The sequence below is a fragment of the Streptomyces sp. NBC_01635 genome (assembly GCF_045209715.1).
Taxonomy (GTDB): Bacteria; Actinomycetota; Actinomycetes; order Streptomycetales; family Streptomycetaceae; genus Streptomyces; species Streptomyces hirsutus.
In genome coordinates, this window is sequence record NZ_CP109277.1 from 6,884,834 (window position 1) to 6,904,089 (window position 19,256).

Annotated in this window: 13 protein-coding genes; 9 read left to right on the forward strand and 4 right to left on the reverse strand. The window is 72.5% G+C overall.

Features of this window, described 5'->3' with window-relative positions; genetic code table 11:
* Positions 1-11 precede the first annotated feature (11 nt).
* From OHB56_RS31935 to argF, 4 genes are all read left to right on the forward strand, one after another.
* Positions 12-1,502: a 3' terminal RNA ribose 2'-O-methyltransferase Hen1 gene (locus tag OHB56_RS31935; RefSeq protein ID WP_406357031.1), complete on the forward strand. Its 1,491-nt coding sequence runs from the start codon at positions 12-14 to the stop codon at positions 1,500-1,502.
* Positions 1,499-4,087, forward strand: coding sequence for a polynucleotide kinase-phosphatase (locus OHB56_RS31940; RefSeq protein ID WP_406357033.1), 2,589 nt, complete (start codon positions 1,499-1,501; stop codon positions 4,085-4,087). The genes OHB56_RS31935 and OHB56_RS31940 overlap by 4 nt, the downstream gene beginning before the upstream one ends.
* Positions 4,088-4,249: 162 nt before the next feature.
* A complete protein-coding gene (locus OHB56_RS31945; RefSeq protein ID WP_326755342.1) occupies positions 4,250-5,473 on the forward strand; it encodes an arginine deiminase in 1,224 nt (407 codons plus the stop codon).
* Between the two features lie 120 nt (positions 5,474-5,593).
* Positions 5,594-6,601, forward strand: coding sequence for an ornithine carbamoyltransferase (gene argF, locus OHB56_RS31950; RefSeq protein ID WP_326755343.1), 1,008 nt, complete (start codon positions 5,594-5,596; stop codon positions 6,599-6,601).
* Between the two features lie 25 nt (positions 6,602-6,626).
* Here argF and OHB56_RS31955 read toward each other — a convergent pair whose 3' ends face one another.
* From OHB56_RS31955 to OHB56_RS31965, 3 genes are all read right to left on the reverse strand, one after another.
* Complete coding sequence (locus OHB56_RS31955; protein WP_326755344.1) at positions 6,627-7,076, reverse strand: ATP-binding protein; 450 nt, start codon at positions 7,074-7,076, stop codon at positions 6,627-6,629.
* Between the two features lie 286 nt (positions 7,077-7,362).
* On the reverse strand, positions 7,363-8,175 hold the full coding sequence (locus OHB56_RS31960) for a PaaX family transcriptional regulator C-terminal domain-containing protein (RefSeq protein WP_326755345.1): 813 nt from the start codon (positions 8,173-8,175) through the stop codon (positions 7,363-7,365).
* A 181-nt stretch (positions 8,176-8,356) separates the two neighbouring features.
* Positions 8,357-8,551: a DUF5999 family protein gene (locus OHB56_RS31965; RefSeq protein WP_406357036.1), complete on the reverse strand. Its 195-nt coding sequence runs from the start codon at positions 8,549-8,551 to the stop codon at positions 8,357-8,359.
* Between the two features lie 249 nt (positions 8,552-8,800).
* On the opposite strand from OHB56_RS31965, the gene OHB56_RS31970 reads away from it, so the two are divergent.
* On the forward strand, positions 8,801-9,427 hold the full coding sequence (locus OHB56_RS31970) for a DUF6299 family protein (RefSeq protein ID WP_406357038.1): 627 nt from the start codon (positions 8,801-8,803) through the stop codon (positions 9,425-9,427).
* Here the strand turns inward: OHB56_RS31970 and OHB56_RS31975 are convergent.
* On the reverse strand, positions 9,364-10,425 hold the full coding sequence (locus OHB56_RS31975; RefSeq protein WP_326757193.1) for a helix-turn-helix domain-containing protein: 1,062 nt from the start codon (positions 10,423-10,425) through the stop codon (positions 9,364-9,366). The genes OHB56_RS31970 and OHB56_RS31975 overlap by 64 nt on opposite strands.
* Positions 10,426-10,725: 300 nt before the next feature.
* Between OHB56_RS31975 and OHB56_RS31980 the strand changes: the two genes are divergently transcribed.
* The 4 genes from OHB56_RS31980 (at position 10,726) to OHB56_RS31995 (ending at position 19,251) form a co-directional block, all read left to right on the forward strand.
* A complete protein-coding gene (locus OHB56_RS31980; RefSeq protein ID WP_326755347.1) occupies positions 10,726-11,106 on the forward strand; it encodes a hypothetical protein in 381 nt (126 codons plus the stop codon).
* A 259-nt stretch (positions 11,107-11,365) separates the two neighbouring features.
* Positions 11,366-13,411 carry a flotillin family protein gene (locus OHB56_RS31985; protein ID WP_406357040.1) on the forward strand — a complete coding sequence of 682 codons (2,046 nt, stop codon included), beginning with the start codon at positions 11,366-11,368 and terminating at the stop codon, positions 13,409-13,411.
* 71 nt (positions 13,412-13,482) lie between these two features.
* Entirely contained in the window at positions 13,483-18,549 is a 5,067-nt protein-coding gene (locus tag OHB56_RS31990; RefSeq protein WP_406357042.1) for a DNA repair ATPase, read from the forward strand.
* Positions 18,550-18,603: 54 nt separating this feature from the next.
* Complete coding sequence (locus tag OHB56_RS31995) at positions 18,604-19,251, forward strand: HNH endonuclease family protein (RefSeq protein WP_406357044.1); 648 nt, start codon at positions 18,604-18,606, stop codon at positions 19,249-19,251.
* Positions 19,252-19,256: the final 5 nt, after the last annotated feature.

Sequence of the window (19,256 nt, forward strand, 5' to 3'; positions counted from 1 at the left end):
TACTCGGTTACGTGTTCCTGACGATCTCGACCACCGGCGACCGGACCAACCCCGCTACCGACCTGGGCTTCCTCCTCCATAAGCACCCTGAAAGCCCCTTCTCGGCCCATCTGTCCTACGGCACCGCGCACGTCCTCTACCCCGAGGCGGACGCCGAGCGCTGCACGGCGGCGCTGCTGCTGGAGGTGGACGCGGTGGCACTGGTCCGGCGCGGCAAGGGCAAGGGCCGTGGTGGCGCCCCCGACGCCGCCCTCGCCCAGTACGTCAACGACCGCCCGTACGCGGCGTCCTCGCTGCTCGCCGTCGCGCTCAGCGGCGTCTTCTCCAGCGCGATGCGCGGCGTGTGCAAGGCCCGTCCGGAGCTGCCCGGACAGCCGCTGCCGCTGCGCATCGAGATACCCGTACTGCCCGCGCGCGGCGGCCCCGCCCTGGTCGGGCGGCTCTTCGAGCCGCTCGGCTGGACGGTCACGGCCGACCCGGTGGCCCTGGACACCGAGTTCCCGGAGTGGGGCGACTCGCGGTACGTGCGCCTCGTCCTGGAGGCGGGCACCCTCACCCTCGCCCAGGCCCTGCGGCACCTCTACGTGCTGCTCCCCGTCCTCGACGACGCCAAGCACTACTGGGTCTCCTCCGACGAGGTGGACAAGCTGCTGCGGGCCGGCGAGGGCTGGCTGCCCGGCCATCCTGAGCAGAAGCTGATCACCAGCCGGTACCTCACCCGCCGCTGGTCGCTGACCCGTCAGGCGCTGGAACGGCTCGAGCTGGTCCGGCTGGCCGAGGCGGACGACAGTGACGTCGAGGAGATCGACAATGCCGTCGAGGCGGACACCGAGTCCGAGGAGAGGCCGACCCCGCTCGCCGTGCAGCGCCGGGACGCGATCATCACCGCGCTCGGTGCCTCCGGTGCCGCACGCGTGCTCGACCTCGGGTGCGGACAGGGCCAGTTGGTGCAGGAACTGCTGCGGAACCCGGCCTTCACCGAGATCGTCGGCGTCGACGTGTCGATGCGCGCGTTGACCATCGCCTCCCGGCGACTCAAGCTGGACCGCATGGGGGAGCGGCAGGCGGCGCGGGTGAAGCTCCTCCAGGGCTCGCTGTCGTACACCGACAAGCGGCTCAAGGGGTACGACGCGGCCGTGCTCAGCGAGGTGATCGAGCACCTCGACCTGCCGAGGCTGCCTGCCCTGGAGTACGCCGTGTTCGGCGCGGCCCGCCCCCGCACGGTCCTCGTGACCACGCCGAACGTCGAGTACAACGTCCGCTGGGAGAGCCTGCCGGCCGGGCACGTCCGGCACGGTGACCACCGCTTCGAGTGGACCCGCGAGGAGTTTCGCGCCTGGGCGGCCAGGGTCGCCGAACGGCACGGCTACGACGTCGAGTTCGTACCCGTGGGACCGGACGACCCCGAGGTCGGCCCGCCCACCCAGATGGCCGTCTTCGTGACCATGGACAAGTCCGTGACCGGAGACATGAAGGACAGGAAGGAGGCGAAGGCGGCATGACCCGCGAGACCACCACCGGAGCCCAGCCCGGCGAGAACGAGGGCCGGAGCCCGGGCCGCGGCCGGGCCCTGCCCGTCACCGATCTCTCCCTCGTGGTGCTGATCGGGGCCTCCGGCTCGGGCAAGTCCACCTTCGCCCGCCGCCACTTCAAGCCCACCGAGGTCATCTCCTCCGACTTCTGCCGCGGCCTGGTCGCCGACGACGAGAACGACCAGAGCGCGTCCGGGGACGCCTTCGACGTCCTGCACTACATCGCGGGCAAGCGGCTGGCCGCGGGCCGCCGCACCGTCGTCGACGCCACCAGCGTCCAGCAGGACGCCCGGCGCCAGCTGGTCGAACTGGCCAGGCAGTACGACGTGCTGCCGATAGCCGTGGTGCTCGACGTGCCCGAGGAGGTGTGCGCCGAGCGCAACGCGGCCCGTGCCGACCGCGCAGACCTGCCCCGCCGGGTCGTCCAGCGGCACATCCGCGAACTCCGCCGCTCCCTGCGGCACCTGGAGCGCGAGGGGTTCCGCAAGGTGCACGTCCTGCGCGGGGTCGAGGAGATCGAGAACGCCACCGTCGTCACCGAGAAGCGGTACAACGACCTCACCCACCTCACCGGGCCCTTCGACATCATCGGCGACGTCCACGGCTGCGCCGCCGAACTGGAGTCCCTGCTCGGCGCGTTGGGGTACGCCGACGGCGTGCACCCCGAGGGCCGCACCGCGGTCTTCGTCGGTGACCTCGTCGACCGCGGCCCGGACAGTCCGGGTGTGCTGCGCCGGGTGATGTCGATGGTGAAGTCGGGCAGTGCGCTGTGCGTCCCCGGCAACCACGAGAACAAGTTCGGCCGGTACCTCAGGGGCCGCCAGGTCCAGCACACCCACGGGCTCGCCGAGACCATCGAGCAGATGGACCGGGAGAGCGAGGAATTCCGTGCCGAGGTAAGGGAGTTCGTCGACGGTCTGGTCAGCCACTACGTCCTCGACGGGGGCAGGCTCGTCGTCTGCCACGCCGGTCTGCCGGAGAAGTACCACGGCCGCACCTCCGGCCGGGTCCGCTCGCACGCGCTGTACGGCGACACCACCGGCGAGACCGACGAGTTCGGCCTGCCGGTGCGCTACCCGTGGGCGGAGGACTACCGGGGCCGCGCCGCCGTCGTCTACGGCCACACCCCGGTCCCGGAAGCCACCTGGCTCAACAACACCATCTGCCTGGACACCGGCGCCGTCTTCGGCGGCAAGCTCACCGCGCTGCGCTGGCCGGAGCGGGAACTGGTCGACGTACCGGCCGAGCGGGTCTGGTACGAGCCGGCCCGCCCGCTGCGCACCGAGGCCCCCGGCGGGCAGGACGGCCGGCCCCTGGACCTCGCCGACGTGCACGGCCGCCGGGCCGTGGAGACCCGGCACGCCGGCCGGGTGGCCGTACGCGAGGAGAACGCGGCCGCCGCGCTGGAGGTCATGAGCCGCTTCGCGATCGACCCGCGCCTGCTGCCGTACCTCCCGCCGACCATGGCACCCACGGCCACCTCGCACCTGGACGGCTACCTGGAGCACCCGGCCGAGGCGTTCGCCCAGTACAAGGAGGACGGGGTGGAGCGCGTCGTGTGCGAGGAGAAGCACATGGGCTCGCGCGCGGTCGCCCTGGTCTGCCGGGACGCGGACGCGGCCGCCCGGCACTTCGGCGTCGAGGACGGCCCGGCCGGATCGCTCTACACCCGCACCGGCCGCCCGTTCTTCGACGACACCGCGGTCACCGGGGAGATCCTCGGCCGGCTGCGCACGGCGATCACCGACGCCGGGCTGTGGGACAGCCTGGAGACCGAATGGCTGTTGCTGGACGCCGAGCTGATGCCGTGGTCGCTGAAGGCGTCCGGGCTGCTGCGCTCGCAGTACGCCGCCGTGGGCGCCGCCAGTGGCGCCGTGTTCCCGGGCGCGCTCGCGGCCCTGGAGAGCGCCGCCGCCCGGGGCGTCGAGGTGGGGGACCTGCTGGAGCGCCAGCGTGAGCGGGCCGGTGCGGCCGAGGCGTTCACGCAGGCGTACCGGCGCTACTGCTGGACCACCGACCAGCTGGAGGGCGTACGTCTCGCCCCCTTCCAGATCCTCGCGGTCCAGGGGCGCAGTCTCGCCGGTCTGCCGCACGACAAGCAGCTCGCCCTGCTGGACCGCGTGGTCGAGCACGACGCCACGGGCCTGCTGCAGACCACCCGGCGTCTGTACGTCGACCCCGCCGACCCCGAGTCGGTGCGGGCGGGCGTTGACTGGTGGCTGGAGATGACCGGACGCGGCGGCGAGGGCATGGTCGTCAAGCCGGTCGGGGCCCTGGTCCGCGACCCGCGGGGTCGTCTGGTGCAGCCCGGCATCAAGTGCCGGGGCCGCGAGTACCTGCGGATCATCTACGGCCCCGAGTACACGCGCCCCGATCACCTGGCCCGGCTGCGCGGCCGCTCACTCGGCCACAAGCGGTCCCTGGCGATCCGCGAGTACGCCCTCGGCCTGGAGGCCCTGGACCGCCTCGCCGAAGGCGAGCCGCTGTGGCGGGTGCACGAGGCCGTCTTCGGCGTCCTGGCCCTGGAGTCGGAGCCCGTCGACCCGCGGCTGTAGGGGACGGACGCGTACGGCGACCGGCCGGTCCGGGCGGATCTCCCCGTCTGGGCCGTCCGGGCCGTCCAAGCCGTCCAAGCCGTCCGGGCCGCGCGGACGGCGGCCGAGGTCCGTCCCGGCCGCGGAGGGGTGAACACCCCCTCGGGTGGTCAGGATGGAGTCATGACCTACCACGTCGACTCCGAGGCCGGAAGGCTGCGCCGTGTCATCCTGCACCGGCCCGATCTCGAGCTCAAAAGGCTCACCCCCAGCAACAAGGACGCCCTGCTGTTCGACGACGTGCTCTGGGTGCGCCGGGCGCGCGCCGAGCACGACGGGTTCGCCGACGTCCTGCGCGACCGGGGGGTCGCCGTCCACCTCTTCGGTGACCTGCTCGCCTCCACGCTGGACGTCCCGGCGGCCCGCACGCTCGTCCTGGACCGTGTCTTCGACGAGAAGGAGTACGGCCCGCTGGCCACCGACCACCTGCGCGCGGCCTTCGAGACACTGCCGTCGACCGAACTGACCGAAGCACTGGTCGGCGGGATGACCAAGCGGGAGTTCCTGGACGCCCACCCGGAACCGACGTCCGTGCGCTTCCACGCCATGGAACTCGACGACTTCCTGCTCCGCCCGCTGCCCAACCACCTCTTCACCCGCGACACCTCCGCCTGGATCTACGACGGCGTCTCCATCAACGCCATGCGGTGGCCCGCCCGGCAGCGCGAGACCGTGCACTTCGAGGCGATCTACCGGCACCACCCGCTCTTCCGCGACGAGGGCTTCCACCTCTGGTCCGAGGGGCAGGCCGACTACCCGTCCACCATCGAGGGCGGGGACGTGCTGGTCATCGGCAACGGCGCGGTGCTGATCGGCATGAGCGAGCGGACCACCCCGCAGGCCGTGGAGATGCTCGCGCACAAACTGTTCGCCGCCGGGTCCGCCGAGACCATCGTGGCCCTCGACATGCCGAAGAGGCGCGCCGTGATGCACCTGGACACGGTGATGACGATGGTCGACGGGGACACCTTCACCCAGTACGCGGGCCTCGGCATGCTCCGTTCGTACACGATCGAACCCGGCTCGGGGGACAGGGAACTGAAGGTCACCGACCATCCGCCGGAGCACATGCACCGTGCGATCGCCGCCGCGCTCGGGCTCAGCGAGATCCGGGTGCTGACCGCGACCCAGGACGTCCACGCCGCCGAACGCGAGCAGTGGGACGACGGCTGCAACGTCCTGGCCGTCGAACCGGGCGTCGTCGTCGCCTACGAGCGCAACGCCACCACCAACACACATCTGCGCAAGCAGGGCATCGAGGTGATCGAGATCCCCGGCAGCGAGCTGGGCCGGGGCAGGGGCGGGCCGCGCTGCATGAGCTGCCCGGTCGAGCGGGACGCGGTCTAGCCCGGGGCCCCGGCCGGGCGCACGCACCCGTCCCGCCGCCGCCGCCACCCGCTTGCATATAAATTCCAATACTTGTATACAGTTACATTCATCCCTGTACCCGCAGCTCTGGAGCGCCCCATGGCGACAGTCCCGACCGCCCTCGCCGGCCGCCACTTCCTCAAGGAGGTGGACTTCACCGCGCAGGAGTTCCTCGGCCTGCTCGACCTGGCCGCGGAGCTGAAGGCCGCCAAGAAGGCCGGTGTCGAGACCCGGTACCTCCAGGGCAGGAACATCGCGCTGATCTTCGAGAAGCCCTCGACGCGCACCCGCTGCTCCTTCGAGGTCGCCGCCGCCGACCAGGGCGCCTCCACGACGTACATCGACCCGAGCGGCTCGCACATCGGGAAGAAGGAATCGGCGAAGGACACCGCGCGGGTGCTCGGCCGGATGTTCGACGCGATCGAGTTCCGGGGTGACTCCCAGTCCACCGTCGAGACCCTCGCCGCGTACGCGGGAGTGCCCGTCTACAACGGTCTGACCGACGACTGGCACCCCACCCAGATGCTCGCCGACGTGCTCACCATGACCGAGCACAGCGCCAAGCCGGTCACGGGGATCTCCTTCGCCTACCTCGGCGACGCCCGCTTCAACATGGGCAACTCCTACCTCGTCACCGCGGCCCTGCTGGGCATGGACGTGCGCATCGTCGCCCCGAAGGCGTACTGGCCCGCCCAGGAGGTCGTCGACCGGGCGCGCGCGCTCGCGGAGTCCAGCGGGGCCCGCATCACGCTCACCGAGGAGATCGCCGAGGGCGTCGCGGGCGCGGACTTCGTCGTCACCGACGTCTGGGTCTCGATGGGGGAACCCCAGGAGGTCTGGGACGAGCGGATCACCGCCCTCGCGCCGTACGCGGTGACCATGGACGTGCTGCGGGCCACCGGCAACCCGGACGTCCGCTTCCTGCACTGCCTGCCGGCCTTCCACGACCTGGGGACACAGGTCGGCCGCGAGGTGTACGAGAAGCACGGCCTGGAGTCGCTGGAGGTGACCGACGAGGTGTTCGAGTCGGCCCACTCGGTCGTCTTCGACGAGGCGGAGAACCGGATGCACACGATCAAGGCGGTCCTGGTGGCGACCCTGGCCTGAGCGGGGGCGGGGCCGGCCGGTCCGCTCAGTCGGGCCGGCGCGGGCGCGGCACCGCCGGCAGCCGGAACCACACGGCCTTGCCGGACGAGGTCGGGCGGTGCCCGCACGACGCGCTCAGGGCGCGGATCAGCAGCAGCCCGCGCCCGTGCTCCTGCCAGGGGTCCGGCGCGCCGCGGGACGGGCGGGTCAGGTCGCCGGGCGGCTTCGGATCGGCGTCGTGCACCTCGACCCGGCATCCGGTGGGCAGCAGCTCCACCACCAGCTCGATCGGATGGCCCCCGGAGGTGTGCTCCACGGCGTTGGCCACCAGCTCGGCGGTGAGCAGCTCCGCCGTGTCGCGGTCCGCGGCGTGCTCCCGCTCGGCCAGCGCGGTACGGACCAGCGCACGGGCGACGGGCACGGCCGCGGTGGTGTGCGGCAGTGCGACGCGCCAGGAGGCGGAGGTCGAGGGTTCGTGCACGCTGGATCCGATCATGGAGAGCAGGCAGGCGGTCCTGCTTTCAATTACTCAATGGTACGGCGCCACCTCCCAGGAGGTGTCGTCGGCCCGTGACGGACGTCAAGGTTCCGGGGCCCGCCCGGCCGGCACGGGAAGCCGTGCCGGCCGGGCGGGCCCCGGAACCCGTCGCACCGATCATGCCCAGCCCACCTGTGGCGCAATCATGACGGCGGTCACGGAGGAGCGACGACGAGGGCGGTCAGGGGGGAATGAGGACGACGGCGGAAGGAGACTTCGCGAGCCGTGCGTCACGTGGCACGTGTCACAGGCCCGCGAAGACCGCCCCCGCGTCCCGCAGGCGTGCGTGCAGACCGTGGAAGACGCTCGCCGAGCGGGCTCCCGGCCAGCCCTCGGGGAGCAGCCCGAAAGGCAGCCCGGGATCGGTGTAGGGGAGGTGGCGCCAGGAGTCGAGGGCGAGGAGGTAGTCGCGGTACGCCTCCTCGGGCGGGGTGTCCTCGCGCTGCCGCCAGGCGTCCAGCACGTGCGCGTGACGGTCCAGGAAGGCCTCGTGCTCCTCGGCGATCCCGGCCAGGTCCCACCAGCGGGCGACCGCCTCGACGGTGGGCGTGAACCCGAGGTGCTCGCCGCGGAAGAGGTCGACGTAACCGTCCAGCCCCAGCCGCTCCAGGGTGTGCCTGGTCTCCTCGTGCAGCCGGGCCGGCGCGATCCACACACCCGGGGCGGTGGTGCCGAAGCCGAGGCCGGACAGGCGGGAGCGCAGGATGTGACGCTTCTGCCGCTCGGACTCCGGCACGGAGAACACGGCGAGCACCCAGCCCTCGTCCCCGGGACTCGCGGAGGCGTGGACGCGGCGGTCGCTGTCGTCCAGCAACCGGCGGGCCTCCGGGGAGAGTTCGTAGCCGGCCGCGCCCCGGGCGGTGCGGGCCGGCAGGAGCAGCCCGCGCCGCTTGAGCCGGGACACCGACGAACGCACGGCGGGAGCGTCGACACCGACCGCGGCCAGGAGCCGGATCAGCTCGGCGACGGGCACGGGGCCCGGCGCGAAGCGGCCGTACGCGCCGTAGAGCGTGACGATGAGAGACCGTGGGGCAGGCTGGTCGGACACGTTGATCATCTTAGGTCGTGCCGCTCGGCGCCCTCCCCCGGGCGTCGGCATCACGCCTGGTCATCTCCCTTACTGGAAAAGGAGGTTCCGGTAAAGGGGAGGCGGGCCGGTGGGACGTCCGGGGCGCAGGCCGGTCCCGTGGGACGGGCGGAGGGGACGGGTGTGCGGCGCGACCTTCTGCCGTGTCCGTTCAGGCGGCGACGGTGAGGTGGTCCGCGGGGATCCGGTGCGGGGCGATCACGCGGCCGTCGGGCAGCAGTTCACCCGCGTCGTCGAAGACGATCGCGCCGTCGCACAGCAGGCTCCAGCCCTGTTCGGGGTGGGCGGCGACCACATGGGGGACCTGCACACGGGGTTGAGGGCATGACGTCCGGTGGGCACACATGGCGCACCTCCACATAGGCGGATCGATCCGAAGGGGTCGTCCACCAGGACCATGCCCCTGCCGCGGACTCGCCGGAACGGCCGGCCACGAAGCGTGACAGCTCCCGGACCGTCCCGGGACGGTTCCCTGACGACCGATGCCGACTCGCCACCGAAGGGGTGAGGGTCACCCCTCCCGGCCCGCTCTCCCGGTACTGGTGGGGCCTCAAACCCTCGTTCCCCTCGTTCCCCTCGTTCCGGGAGGTTCCCCATGTCCGTACCCGCTTCCGCATCCGTGTCCGGGTCCGCGCGCCCCGTCCTCATCCGCGCGGCGGCCTGCGCGGCGCTGCTGCTCGGCACCGCCGTGGCCGCGCCCCCGGCGGCGTCCGCCGCTCCCGCTCCCGTCCAGGAGACCGTGACGGTGGACTCCAAGGGCAGGATCGCCGACGACGGCACCGTCACCCTCTCCGGCATGTACCGCTGCCTGGACGCCTCCGGCCCGGTCCTCGTCGGCTCCTCCGTCCACCAGGGTGCCGCCCACACGCGGTACGGCGTCGGCGGCACCCTTGCGGTGTGCGACGGCGAGACCCACGAGTGGGAGAACACCGGACGAGTCCCCTCCGGCGCCCTGAAGGCCGGTGCCGCCGACGTCGAGGCCACCCTCACCGAGCTGCGTTCGGCCGGCCTCCTGCTGCTGCCCGTGGTCCACGCGGTCCACCAGCAGGAGGTCACCCTGGTCCGCAGCCGAGTGGTCCGCAGCCGAGTGAGTGGTGCAGGGCACCCGCCCGCCGTTCGGCCGGCCCGGACCGCGCCGGTCCGTCCGCCGGCCCCGGGTCAGAGCAGCTCGGCCGGCCAGGCCAGCAGGCGGGCGCCGATGACCGCGGTCTGGAGCATGTAACGGTGTGCGGGCTCGGCCGGGTTGGCGCCGGTGAGCTTGTGGATGCGTTCCAGGCGGTACGTCAGGGCGCGCACGCTCAGTGAGAGCCGGCGGGCCGCCTCCGCCGCCACGCAGCCCGAGTCGAAGTACGCGGTGAGCGTGTCGAGGAGCGGTTCCGCCCCGCCCCTGGCCGAGGTGAGCGGGCCGAGGGTGTTGTGGACCAGGTCGGTCATGGCCTGGCGGTCGCGCGCGAGGACGGGATAGACGAGCAGCTCGGCGGCGCGCAGCACCGGTTCGTCCAGCCCCAGCCGTTCCGCTATCTCCAGCGTGCTCAGGGCCTCTTCGTACGACTGGACGACCCCGCCGGATCCGGACTGCGGGCGGCCGATGGCGACCTGGCCCCCGTCGGTGGCGGCGTGCGCCTGCTTGGCGAAGTGCGTGAGCACCTCGCCCTGGTGCCCCGGCGCGACGCACAGCAGCCGCCCGTCCTTGGTGGTGAGCAGGATGCTGCGGTCACCGAACCGGGAGATGAGGGCCTGCTCCACCTGCCGCGGCACGGCGTCCCCCTCGTCGTAGGCGACGGGGCCCCGGGCGACCGCGACCGCGTGCTCGTGGGAGAGCCGCAGGCCGAAGCGTTCGGCGCGCTCGGCGAGCCGGCCGAGGTCGCTGCGGCCGTAGAGGAGGTCGTCGATGAACTCCCGCCGGGCCGCCTCCTCCTGACGGACGGCCAGTCGCTGCGCCCGCTCGTAGCCCTCCGCGAACGCGTCCACCGCCTGCTGGACGGCGGCGAGCGCCTCCTCGGCCGAGTCGTCCCGGCCGCGCGGCCAGGCGTCACGCGCGGCGGTCAGGTGGGTGCGTACCAGGGCGCGCAGTCCGAAGCCCGCCTCCGCGGCCCGTTCCCCGAGGTTCCGGCGGGAGGCCAGCTCGTCGCGGGACAGGCGCCGGCCCGTGGCCGCGACCTCCTCCAAAATCTGGGCATAACCTTCGAGATACTCCTCGGGAATCTCCCGCTCCGCCACATCGCCCCCCGAATCCTGACGCATCCTTGATGCACCTTTGACGCCGTCCTGACGCGCGGTTTGATCCACACCCGGCATGCAGACCCTAGTGAACATTGCCGGAATCCGGCAATGCGGGGGCGGTAGTTGGCCGGGCATCATGGTCCGCGGGGAGCACCGCGGACGGTTCCGGTGCCTGGCACCGGCAGGTGCGGGGCCCCGGAACCGGCGGGGGCCGGTGCGGTCGTCGGCGCGAGCCGTCAAGAGGGACGCGGGACGCAGAACGCGGGACGCGGGGAATCCGGGAAGGGGTGGCCGGGGATGCACATGATCGTGGATGCCGTCACGGGCCCGCCCACGCTTCTGCTCACCGCCGCCCTCGTCGTGGCAGCCGGCTTCTGGCTGCTGGTGGCCGTCGGTGTCACCACACCGCAGGCCTTCGACTCGGACGCGGATCTCGAGGCCTGGGGGATGGGCGGGGTGCCGGTCGCCCTCGCGCTCTCCCTGCTGACCCTGTTCGCCTGGCTGCTGGCCACCGGCGTGACCGTGCTGCTGGACGCGCACGTCCCCGAGGGGCCCGGCGCCGGACTGCTGCGCCTGCCGGCCCTGGCCGGAGCGCTGTTCGCGGCCTGGCGGCTCACCCGCTTCTTCGTGCGTCCGCTGCACCGCCTGCTGCCCGACGAACCCGGGCCGTCCCGGTAGTTCCGCGGCCCGGCGGGAACCGGGGCGGTTCGCCCGGCGTGTCTCGTGGCGGAGCCGGCGTGCGGCTCCCGTGCGGGCCACGCGTACCGCACCACCGGGCCGCCGCCACACTGCCGTCACTTCACCGCCACGTCACCACCACGCCGTCACCGTGCCGTCCGGCCGAGCGGCACCGGGGCGGCCCCGGCCGTCCCATGTCCCGGCGCCCGGCGCCGACCCGTCACTTCCGTCCGTCACCCAGCTCCGAAGGACGTATCCCATGGATGCTGCCACCGTGGGCATCGCCGTGCTCGTCGGCGCCTGCCTTCTCGTCGTACTCGTCGTGCTGTTCATCATGTCCAAGCTGTTCCGCAAGGTGGAGCAGGGCAAGGCGCTCATCGTCTCCAAGGTCCGCAAGGTCGACGTGACCTTCACCGGTCAGGTCGTGCTGCCGGTGCTGCACAAGGCCGAGGTGATGGACATCTCGGTGAAGACCATAGAGATCACCCGGGCCGGCAAGGAAGGCCTGATCTGCCAGGACAACATCCGGGCGGACATCCGCATCACCTTCTTCGTCAAGGTCAACAAGACGGTGGAGGACGTCATCAAGGTCGCGCAGGCCGTCGGCACCGCGCGGGCCAGCGACCGGAACACGCTGCAGGAGCTGTTCCACGCGAAGTTCTCCGAGGCGCTGAAGACCGTCGGCAAGCAGCTGGACTTCACCGACCTCTACACCAAGCGCGAGGAACTGCGGTACCGGATCATCGAGGTCATCGGCATCGACCTGAACGGCTACCACCTCGAGGACGCGGCGATCGACTACCTGGAGCAGACGCCGCTCGCCCAGCTGGATCCGGGCAACGTGCTCGACGCGCAGGGCATCCGCAAGATCACCGAGCTGACGGCCGTGGAGCACGTCCGCACCAACGAGGCCCAGCGCGGCGAGGAGAAGGAGATCACCCGGCAGAACGTCGACGCGCGCGAGGCGATCCTCGAGCTGGAGCGCCGGCAGGCCGACGCCGAGATCAAGCAGCGCCGGGAGATCGAGACCGTCCGGGCCCGCGAGGAGGCCGAGACGGCGCGGGTGATGGAGGAGGAGCGGCTGCGCGCACAGAGCGCCTTCCTGCGCACCGAGGAACAGCTCGGCGTACAGCGCGAGAACCAGGCCCGTGAGGTCGCCGTCGCCGCCAAGAACCGCGAGCGGGTCATCGCCGTGGAGAGCGAGCGCATCGAGAAGGACCGGATGCTCGAGGTCATCGCCCGCGAGCGGGAGACCGAGCTGACCCGGATCGCCGCCGACAAGGAGGTCGAGGCGGAGAAGCGCGACATCGCCGAGGTCGTCCGGGAGCGGGTCGCGGTGGACCGCACGGTCGCCGAGCAGGAGGAGTCGATCAAGAGGCTGCGGGCCGTGGAGGAGGCCGAGCGGGAGCGGCAGGCCGTCATCATCGCCGCCGAGGCCGAGGCGCAGGAGAAGCTGGTCAAGGACATCAAGGCCGCGGAGGCCGCCGAGGTGTCTGCCACGCACCGCGCCGCCGAGGAACTGACCCTGGCCGAGGCCCGGCTGAAGGCCGCCGACCTCGACGCCCGCGCCAAGGTGCGGATGGCCGAGGGCATCCAGGCCGAGGCCGCCGCCGAAGGGCTCGCCGCCGTGCAGGTCCGCGACAAGGAGGCCGACGTCATCGAGAAGGCCGGCCGTGCCGAGGCCGAGGCGTCCGAAGCCCGGATGCGTGCCGAGGCCGAGGGTGCGCGGGCCAAGGCGCTCGCCGACGCGGAGGGCATCAGCGGCAGGCTCAGGGCGGAGGCCGCCGGCCTCACCGAGAAGGCGGCGGCGATGGCCGCGCTGGACGAGGCGTCCCGCGGACACGAGGAGTACCGGCTGCGCCTGGAGGCGGAGAAGGACGTCCGGCTGGCCGGGCTCGAGGTGCAGCGGCAGGTCGCCGAGGCGCAGGCCACGGTGCTCGCGACCGGTCTGGAGAGCGCCGACATCAGCATCGTCGGCGGGGAGTCCGTGTTCTTCGACCGGCTGATGTCGTCGATCGCGCTCGGCAAGGGCATCGACGGCCTCGTCCAGAACTCCGGGACCGTCCAGGCCCTCGCCGGCCCGTGGCTGGACGGATCGGCGAGCTTCCCCGACGACCTGAGCCGGATCCTGGGCTCCGTGTCGAGCGCCGACGTACAGAACCTGACGGTGTCCGCGCTGCTCATGAAGCTGATGAAGTCGGACGGTGAGAACACCGGACAGATCAAGCAACTGATCGAAAAAGCTGGGGAGTTGGGTCTTGCGGACACACCGCTGGCCGCGCTGAACGGCCACACCAGGGCCTGACCACCCCCTGGTCGGGGAGCCGCCGCACAGGGGACGGCGGCTCCCCGACCGCTCCCGTTCGAGAGGCAGCCATGACCACCGGCACCCACGAGAAGCCCGGCACGGGCACCCACCAGCAGTCCGGCACGGGCACCCATGACCGGTCCGCCGCGCCCACGCACGCCCCGGCGGGTGCGGGCGCAGGCACCGGCGTCCACGAGACGGTCGACGGCGGCACCTACCAGGTGCTGCGCGACCGCCTGACCGTGCAGGCCGCCGAACTCGCTCGGCGCACAGAGGAGTTGAACCGGCTCCGGATCGACGCCTTCGGCTCCGCCGAACTGCGCCTCACCGGCACCGAACGGCTGCGCACCGACCGCGCCAGCGTGCCCCGCGACATCGTCGCCGTGGGCGACGTGCTCCTCTTCGGCTACGGCGCCCAGCCCCGCCCGGAGACGGACACCACCGTCGGCGACGTCCTCGCCGCCCACGACCGCGACCTGAACCGGCTGCCCGACGACGCCGTGCCCGGACTCCTCGACGACCCCGCCTTCGTACGGGAGTTCGCCGCCCTGCACCGCTACTACCGGCAGGCCCGCCTGCTGCGGCTGCGTCGCGTCGACGGCAGGCTTCTCGCCGTGTTCCAGACCGGCGAGAAGGCCGGCGACATCCGCGTCCTGCGCTGGTCGGTGTCCGAGGACGGACAGGCGGTCTTCCTCGACGCGCGCGGCGACCGCGACCACGCGCGCACCCCGGCCCCGGACATCGAATGGATCCGCACCACCCGCGAGGACCACGTCCTCGGCCGGCACCCGCACGTCTCCGTCCAGGGAGAGGTCTTCGTCGACACGCTCGGCGGCACCCTCACCGTCAGCACGGACGGCGACACCGAAAGTCCCGACGGCATCCACACCGAGCCGGTCGACGAGCCGCTCCAGTCCCTCGCCGACGCCGAGGTCTCGTACGCCCGCGTCGGCGCGCTGATCCTGCTGCGCGTCCTGCCCTACAAGGAGACCGCGCACCGCCACCTCGTCTTCGACACCCTCACCCGCACCGTCGTCCGCCTCGACGGCATCGGACAGGGCTGCCGACGCCTGCCCGAGGACCAGGGCATCGTCTTCCCCGGCGGCTACTGCCTGGCCGCCGGCACCCACAAGACGTACGGACTCGACACCACCGGCATGGAGTTCGAACGCGAGGTGCGCTCACCCAACGGCGAGGACGTGCTGTACGCCTTCCACGCACCCGGCCGGGGCCGCGCCCTGCTCCTGTCGTACAACGTGATCCGCAAGGAGGTCGCGCCGCCGCTGAGCTGCCACGGCTGGGCGCTGTCCGAGGACGGCGCGCTGACCCTGCTGCGGCCCGACGGCGACGAGCCCGCCCGCGTCCACCCGCTCCAGCTGTGGCACTCGCCCTACGTCTCCGACACCCACGCCGCGGGCCGGCCCGTCGGCGACGGCCCCCTCGACCGGGTCGGCAACGCCGACCTCGTCCGCGGTATCTCCGACTGCCTCTCCCTGGTCCGCTCCGTCACCGAGACCACCCCGACGACCGAGGTCTACGAGGCCCTGGCCGCCGCCTGCGTCCGCACGGCCGACGCCCACCACTGGCTCGACGACCCCGAACTCGGCGATCTACGAGGACCATTGGAGGAGGTGCGCACCACCGCCGAACAGGTCCTGGCCGAGTTCGAGACCGTACGCGACCTCGGCCGCCGCGCCGCCGCCGCGCTCGACGAGGCGGCCGCCCGCATCGGCTCCGTGGTGCGCCGGCTGCGCGGCGAGCAGCCCCGCGAGGCCGCCGCCTGGGTCGCGGGCCTCACCGAACTCCGCCACGCCCAGGGCCATCTGCTGACCCTGAAGGAGATGCGGTACGCCGATCACGCCCGCATCGACGAACTCGCCGACGAGGCCGGACACGACCTCGACTCCTTCGGCCGACGCGCGGTCGCCCACCTCGCCCACGAGGACGCCTTCGCCGCCCACCACGCCGACGTCGAACGCCTCGTCGCCGACGCCGAGCAGATCGACACCGCCGCCGAGGCCGTCCCCGTCGCCGCCCGCCTGGACGAACTCGCCGACGGACTGCGGACGGTGACCGAAGTCGTCGCCGGACTCGACATCGGCGACGCGACCGTCCGCACCGCCGTACTGGAACGCGTCGCCGAAGCCCTCGGCGGCGTCAACCGCGCCCGCGCCACCCTCGACGCCCGCCGCCGCGGCCTGCGCGACCGGGAGGCCCGCGCCGGATTCGCCGCCGAACTCGCCCTGCTCGGCCAGACCGTGACCGGCGCCCTCGCGGCCGCCGCCGACCCTGAGGCGTGCGACGAACAACTGACCCGCGTACTGGCCCAGTTGGAGACCCTGGAATCCCGCTTCGCGGAGTTCGACGACGTGCTCGGCGAACTCGCCGACCAGCGCACCGAGATCTACGAGGCGTTCGCCGCCCGCAAACAGAGCCTCACCGACGCCCGCGCCCGCCGCGCCGAACAGCTCGCCTCCGCCGCCGAACGCGTCCTGGAGACCATCGCCCGCCGCTCCGCAGCCCTCGCCGACACCGACGAGGTCAGCACCTACTTCGCCTCCGACCCGCTGGTCGCCAAGGTCCGCCGCACCGCCGGTGAACTGCGCGACCTCGGCGACCGGGTCCGCGCCGAGGAACTCGACGGCCGGCTGCGCTCCGCCCGGCAGGAAGCCGCCCGCGCCCTGCGCGACCGCACCGACCTCTACGCCGACGGCGGCCGCGCCATCCGCCTGGGCGGCCACCGCTTCGCCGTCACCACCCAGCCCCTCGACCTCACCCTGGTCCCGCACGGCGACGGCCTCGCCTTCGCCCTCACCGGCACCGACTACCGCGCCCCCGTCACCGACCCCGCCCTCGCCGAAGGCCGCCGCTACTGGAACCGGCACCTGCCCTCCGAGTCGCCCGAGGTCTACCGCGCCGAACACCTCGCCGCCCGCCTGCTGCACGAGCACGGCCCCGCCGCCCTGCACGGCGCCGACGACCTCGCCGCCCTCGTCCGCAGGGCCGCCGAGGAGACCTACGACGAGGGATACGAGCGCGGCGTCCACGACCACGACGCCACCGCCCTGCTCACCGCCGTCCTGCCCCTGCACGACGGGGCCGGACTCCTGCGCCACGAGCCCGCGGCCCGCGCCCTCGCCCTGCTGCACTGGACCCACGGCACCACCGCAGAGGAACGCGCCGACCTCACCCGCCGGGCCCGTTCCCTCGCCCGCGTCCGCGACGCCTTCGGTCCGCCCCCGGCCCTCGCCGACCTGTGCGCCGAGATCGCCCGCCGGATCGGCGACCGGGCCGACCGCGACGTGACGGCCGGCGCACCGGCCCGCCCCGAGGCAGCCGCCGCCTACCTCTTCGACGAACTCACCACCGGACCCGACGGGTTCGTCATCGGCGCGCAGACCCGCACCCTGCTCGACAAGTTCCGCCGCACGGTCGCCACCGAGGCCTACGACGAGGACCTGCCCGCCCTCGACACCCTCGCCGCCCGCCGCCAGCTCGTCGAGGCCTGGCTGACCGCGTACACCGCCGCCACCGGCAGCCGGCTCACCCCCGGCGACCTCGCCGAGGCCGTCGCCGCCGAACTCTGCCCGGACCAGCCCCGCCACGAGTCCGACGCGCCCCTCACCGTCACCGTGGAGGGCCTGCTCGGCACCCACCCCCGCATCACCGACCGGCGCCTCACCCTCCGCCTGGACGAATTCCTCGCCCGCACCGAGGAGTTCAGGGACCGCGACACCCCCGCGTTCCGTGCCTTCCAGCGCCGCCGCACCGCCCTGGTCACCGCCGAACGCACCCGGCTGCGCCTGGACGACCACCGCCCGCGCGTCATGTCGTCGTTCGTCCGCAACCGCCTCGTCGACGAGGTCTACCTCCCGCTCATCGGGGACAGCCTCGCCAAACAACTCGGCACCACCGGCGAGTCGGGGCGCACCGGCACCGGCGGCCTGCTGCTCCTCGTCTCCCCGCCCGGCTACGGCAAGACCACCCTCATGGAATACGTCGCCGACCGGCTGGGCCTCGTCCTGGTGAAGATCAGCGGCCCGGCCCTCGGCCACTCCGTGACCTCCCTCGACCCGGCCGAGGCGCCGAACGCCACCGCACGCCAGGAGATCGAGAAGATCAACTTCGCGCTGGCCGCAGGCAACAACACCCTCCTGTACCTCGACGACATCCAGCACACCTCGCCCGAACTCCTCCAGAAGTTCATCCCGCTCTGCGACGCCACCCGCCGCGTGGAGGGCGTGTGGGAGGGCGAACCGCGCACCTACGACCTGCGGGGCAAGCGCTTCGCCGTCTGCATGGCCGGCAACCCCTACACCGAGTCCGGCGACCTCTTCCGGGTGCCCGACATGCTGGCCAACCGCGCCGACGTGTGGAACCTCGGCGACGTCCTCACCGGCAAGGACGACGCCTTCGCGGCCAGCTTCATCGAGAACGCGCTCACCGCCAACACGGTGCTCGCCCCGCTCGCCGGCCGCGACCGCGGCGACCTCGACCTGCTGATCCGCCTCGCCGAGGGCGACCCCACCGTCCACGCCGACCGGCTCGCCCACCCGTACGCGCCCACCGAACTGGACCGCGTCCTCACCGTCCTGCGCCATCTGCTCACCGCCCGCCGCACCGTCCTCGCGGTCAACGAGGCCTACATCGCCTCCGCGGCCCAGTCCGACGACGCCCGCACCGAGCCGCCGTTCCGCCTCCAGGGCTCCTACCGCAACATGAACAAGATCGCCCAGCGGATCCAGCCGGTCATGAACGACGCCGAACTCTCCGCCGTCATCGACGACCACTACGCGGCCGAGGCGCAGACCCTCACCACCGGCGCCGAGGCGAACCTGCTCAAGCTCGCCGAGCTGCGCGGCACGCTCACCGCCGCGCAGGCCGACCGCTGGGCCGGGATCAAGGCCGCCCACGTGCGCACCCACGCCCTCGGCGGCCCCGACGACGACGCCCTCACCCGCGCGGTCGCCGCCCTCGCCCTCCTCGGCGAGCGCATCGCCGCCGTCGAGTCGGCCATCACCCGCGCCGCAGACCCGTGCCGGCTCAGGGCCGACCTGGTGGCCCGCGAGGCGCCCCGCTGGGCTCTGCGACCCGGGGAGGGGCCGGAGTGGGACGGAAGTTCAAAGGAGGAGTGAGGTTCCACAGGGGGCGGATAGGGCAGATGGTGCGGACAGAGGTGCACGAAGCGGATGGTGGCTGGTGGGGCGGGTGACGTGCCATGCCACCCGGCGCAGCCGTGGTTGTGGATCGACTTGGCGGGCCTGTCCACCACAGGCAGCAACCGGGTCTTCATGGAGATGCCCAAGGAAGTGGAGAAGGACGACGATCCGGCGGACGCCGTACGCCGCTTCCTGTCGTGGAACAGGACGGGGGCACGCGTCTGGCCCGGCGACGAAGCGCTGCGCGAAGCGGTCCGCACCCGCCCCTTCTGCAAGGCGGGCCGCAGCAACCAGCGTTTCCAGGTGCTGCGCCGACCGGAGGAGAGCTATGGCGGCAGTGAGCCCGTCGACTGCGCCAAGGCATCCCTCACCGTCGAGCACGTGCTGCCGCAGAGCCCGGCCCAGCAGTGGTACGACCTTCTTGCCGAGGATGCCGAGGACGGCCGGAGTCCGACCGAACTTCACGCCCTGCTCGTCCACACCCTGAGCGACATCACCCTCTCCGCGGACAACGCACGCCTGTCGAACCACCCCTTCCGCCGCAAGCAGGAAATCCTCGACGCCAGCGCCCTGCGCATGAACCAGCGGATCGCCGCCCAGGAACGGTGGGGGAGGACGGAGATTCTCGTTCCTCCCTTTCCCGCACGCTGTTCTTCAACTCATGCCAGGCGTGGATGATCTCG

Bases quoted from the DNA above. Each gene is read 5' to 3' on its own strand.
- OHB56_RS31940 (WP_406357033.1), top strand. From the start codon at position 1,499: ATGACCCGCGAGACCACCACCGGAGCCCAGCCCGGCGAGAACGAGGGC.
- argF (WP_326755343.1), top strand. From the start codon at position 5,594: ATGGCGACAGTCCCGACCGCCCTCGCCGGCCGCCACTTCCTCAAGGAG.
- OHB56_RS31985 (WP_406357040.1), top strand. From the start codon at position 11,366: ATGGATGCTGCCACCGTGGGCATCGCCGTGCTCGTCGGCGCCTGCCTT.
- OHB56_RS31955 (WP_326755344.1), bottom strand. From the start codon at position 7,076: ATGATCGGATCCAGCGTGCACGAACCCTCGACCTCCGCCTCCTGGCGC.
- OHB56_RS31995 (WP_406357044.1), top strand. From the start codon at position 18,604: ATGGTGGCTGGTGGGGCGGGTGACGTGCCATGCCACCCGGCGCAGCCG.
- OHB56_RS31980 (WP_326755347.1), top strand. From the start codon at position 10,726: ATGCACATGATCGTGGATGCCGTCACGGGCCCGCCCACGCTTCTGCTC.
- OHB56_RS31970 (WP_406357038.1), top strand. From the start codon at position 8,801: ATGTCCGTACCCGCTTCCGCATCCGTGTCCGGGTCCGCGCGCCCCGTC.
- OHB56_RS31945 (WP_326755342.1), top strand. From the start codon at position 4,250: ATGACCTACCACGTCGACTCCGAGGCCGGAAGGCTGCGCCGTGTCATC.
- OHB56_RS31960 (WP_326755345.1), bottom strand. From the start codon at position 8,175: ATGATCAACGTGTCCGACCAGCCTGCCCCACGGTCTCTCATCGTCACG.
- OHB56_RS31990 (WP_406357042.1), top strand. From the start codon at position 13,483: ATGACCACCGGCACCCACGAGAAGCCCGGCACGGGCACCCACCAGCAG.
- OHB56_RS31965 (WP_406357036.1), bottom strand. From the start codon at position 8,551: ATGTGTGCCCACCGGACGTCATGCCCTCAACCCCGTGTGCAGGTCCCC.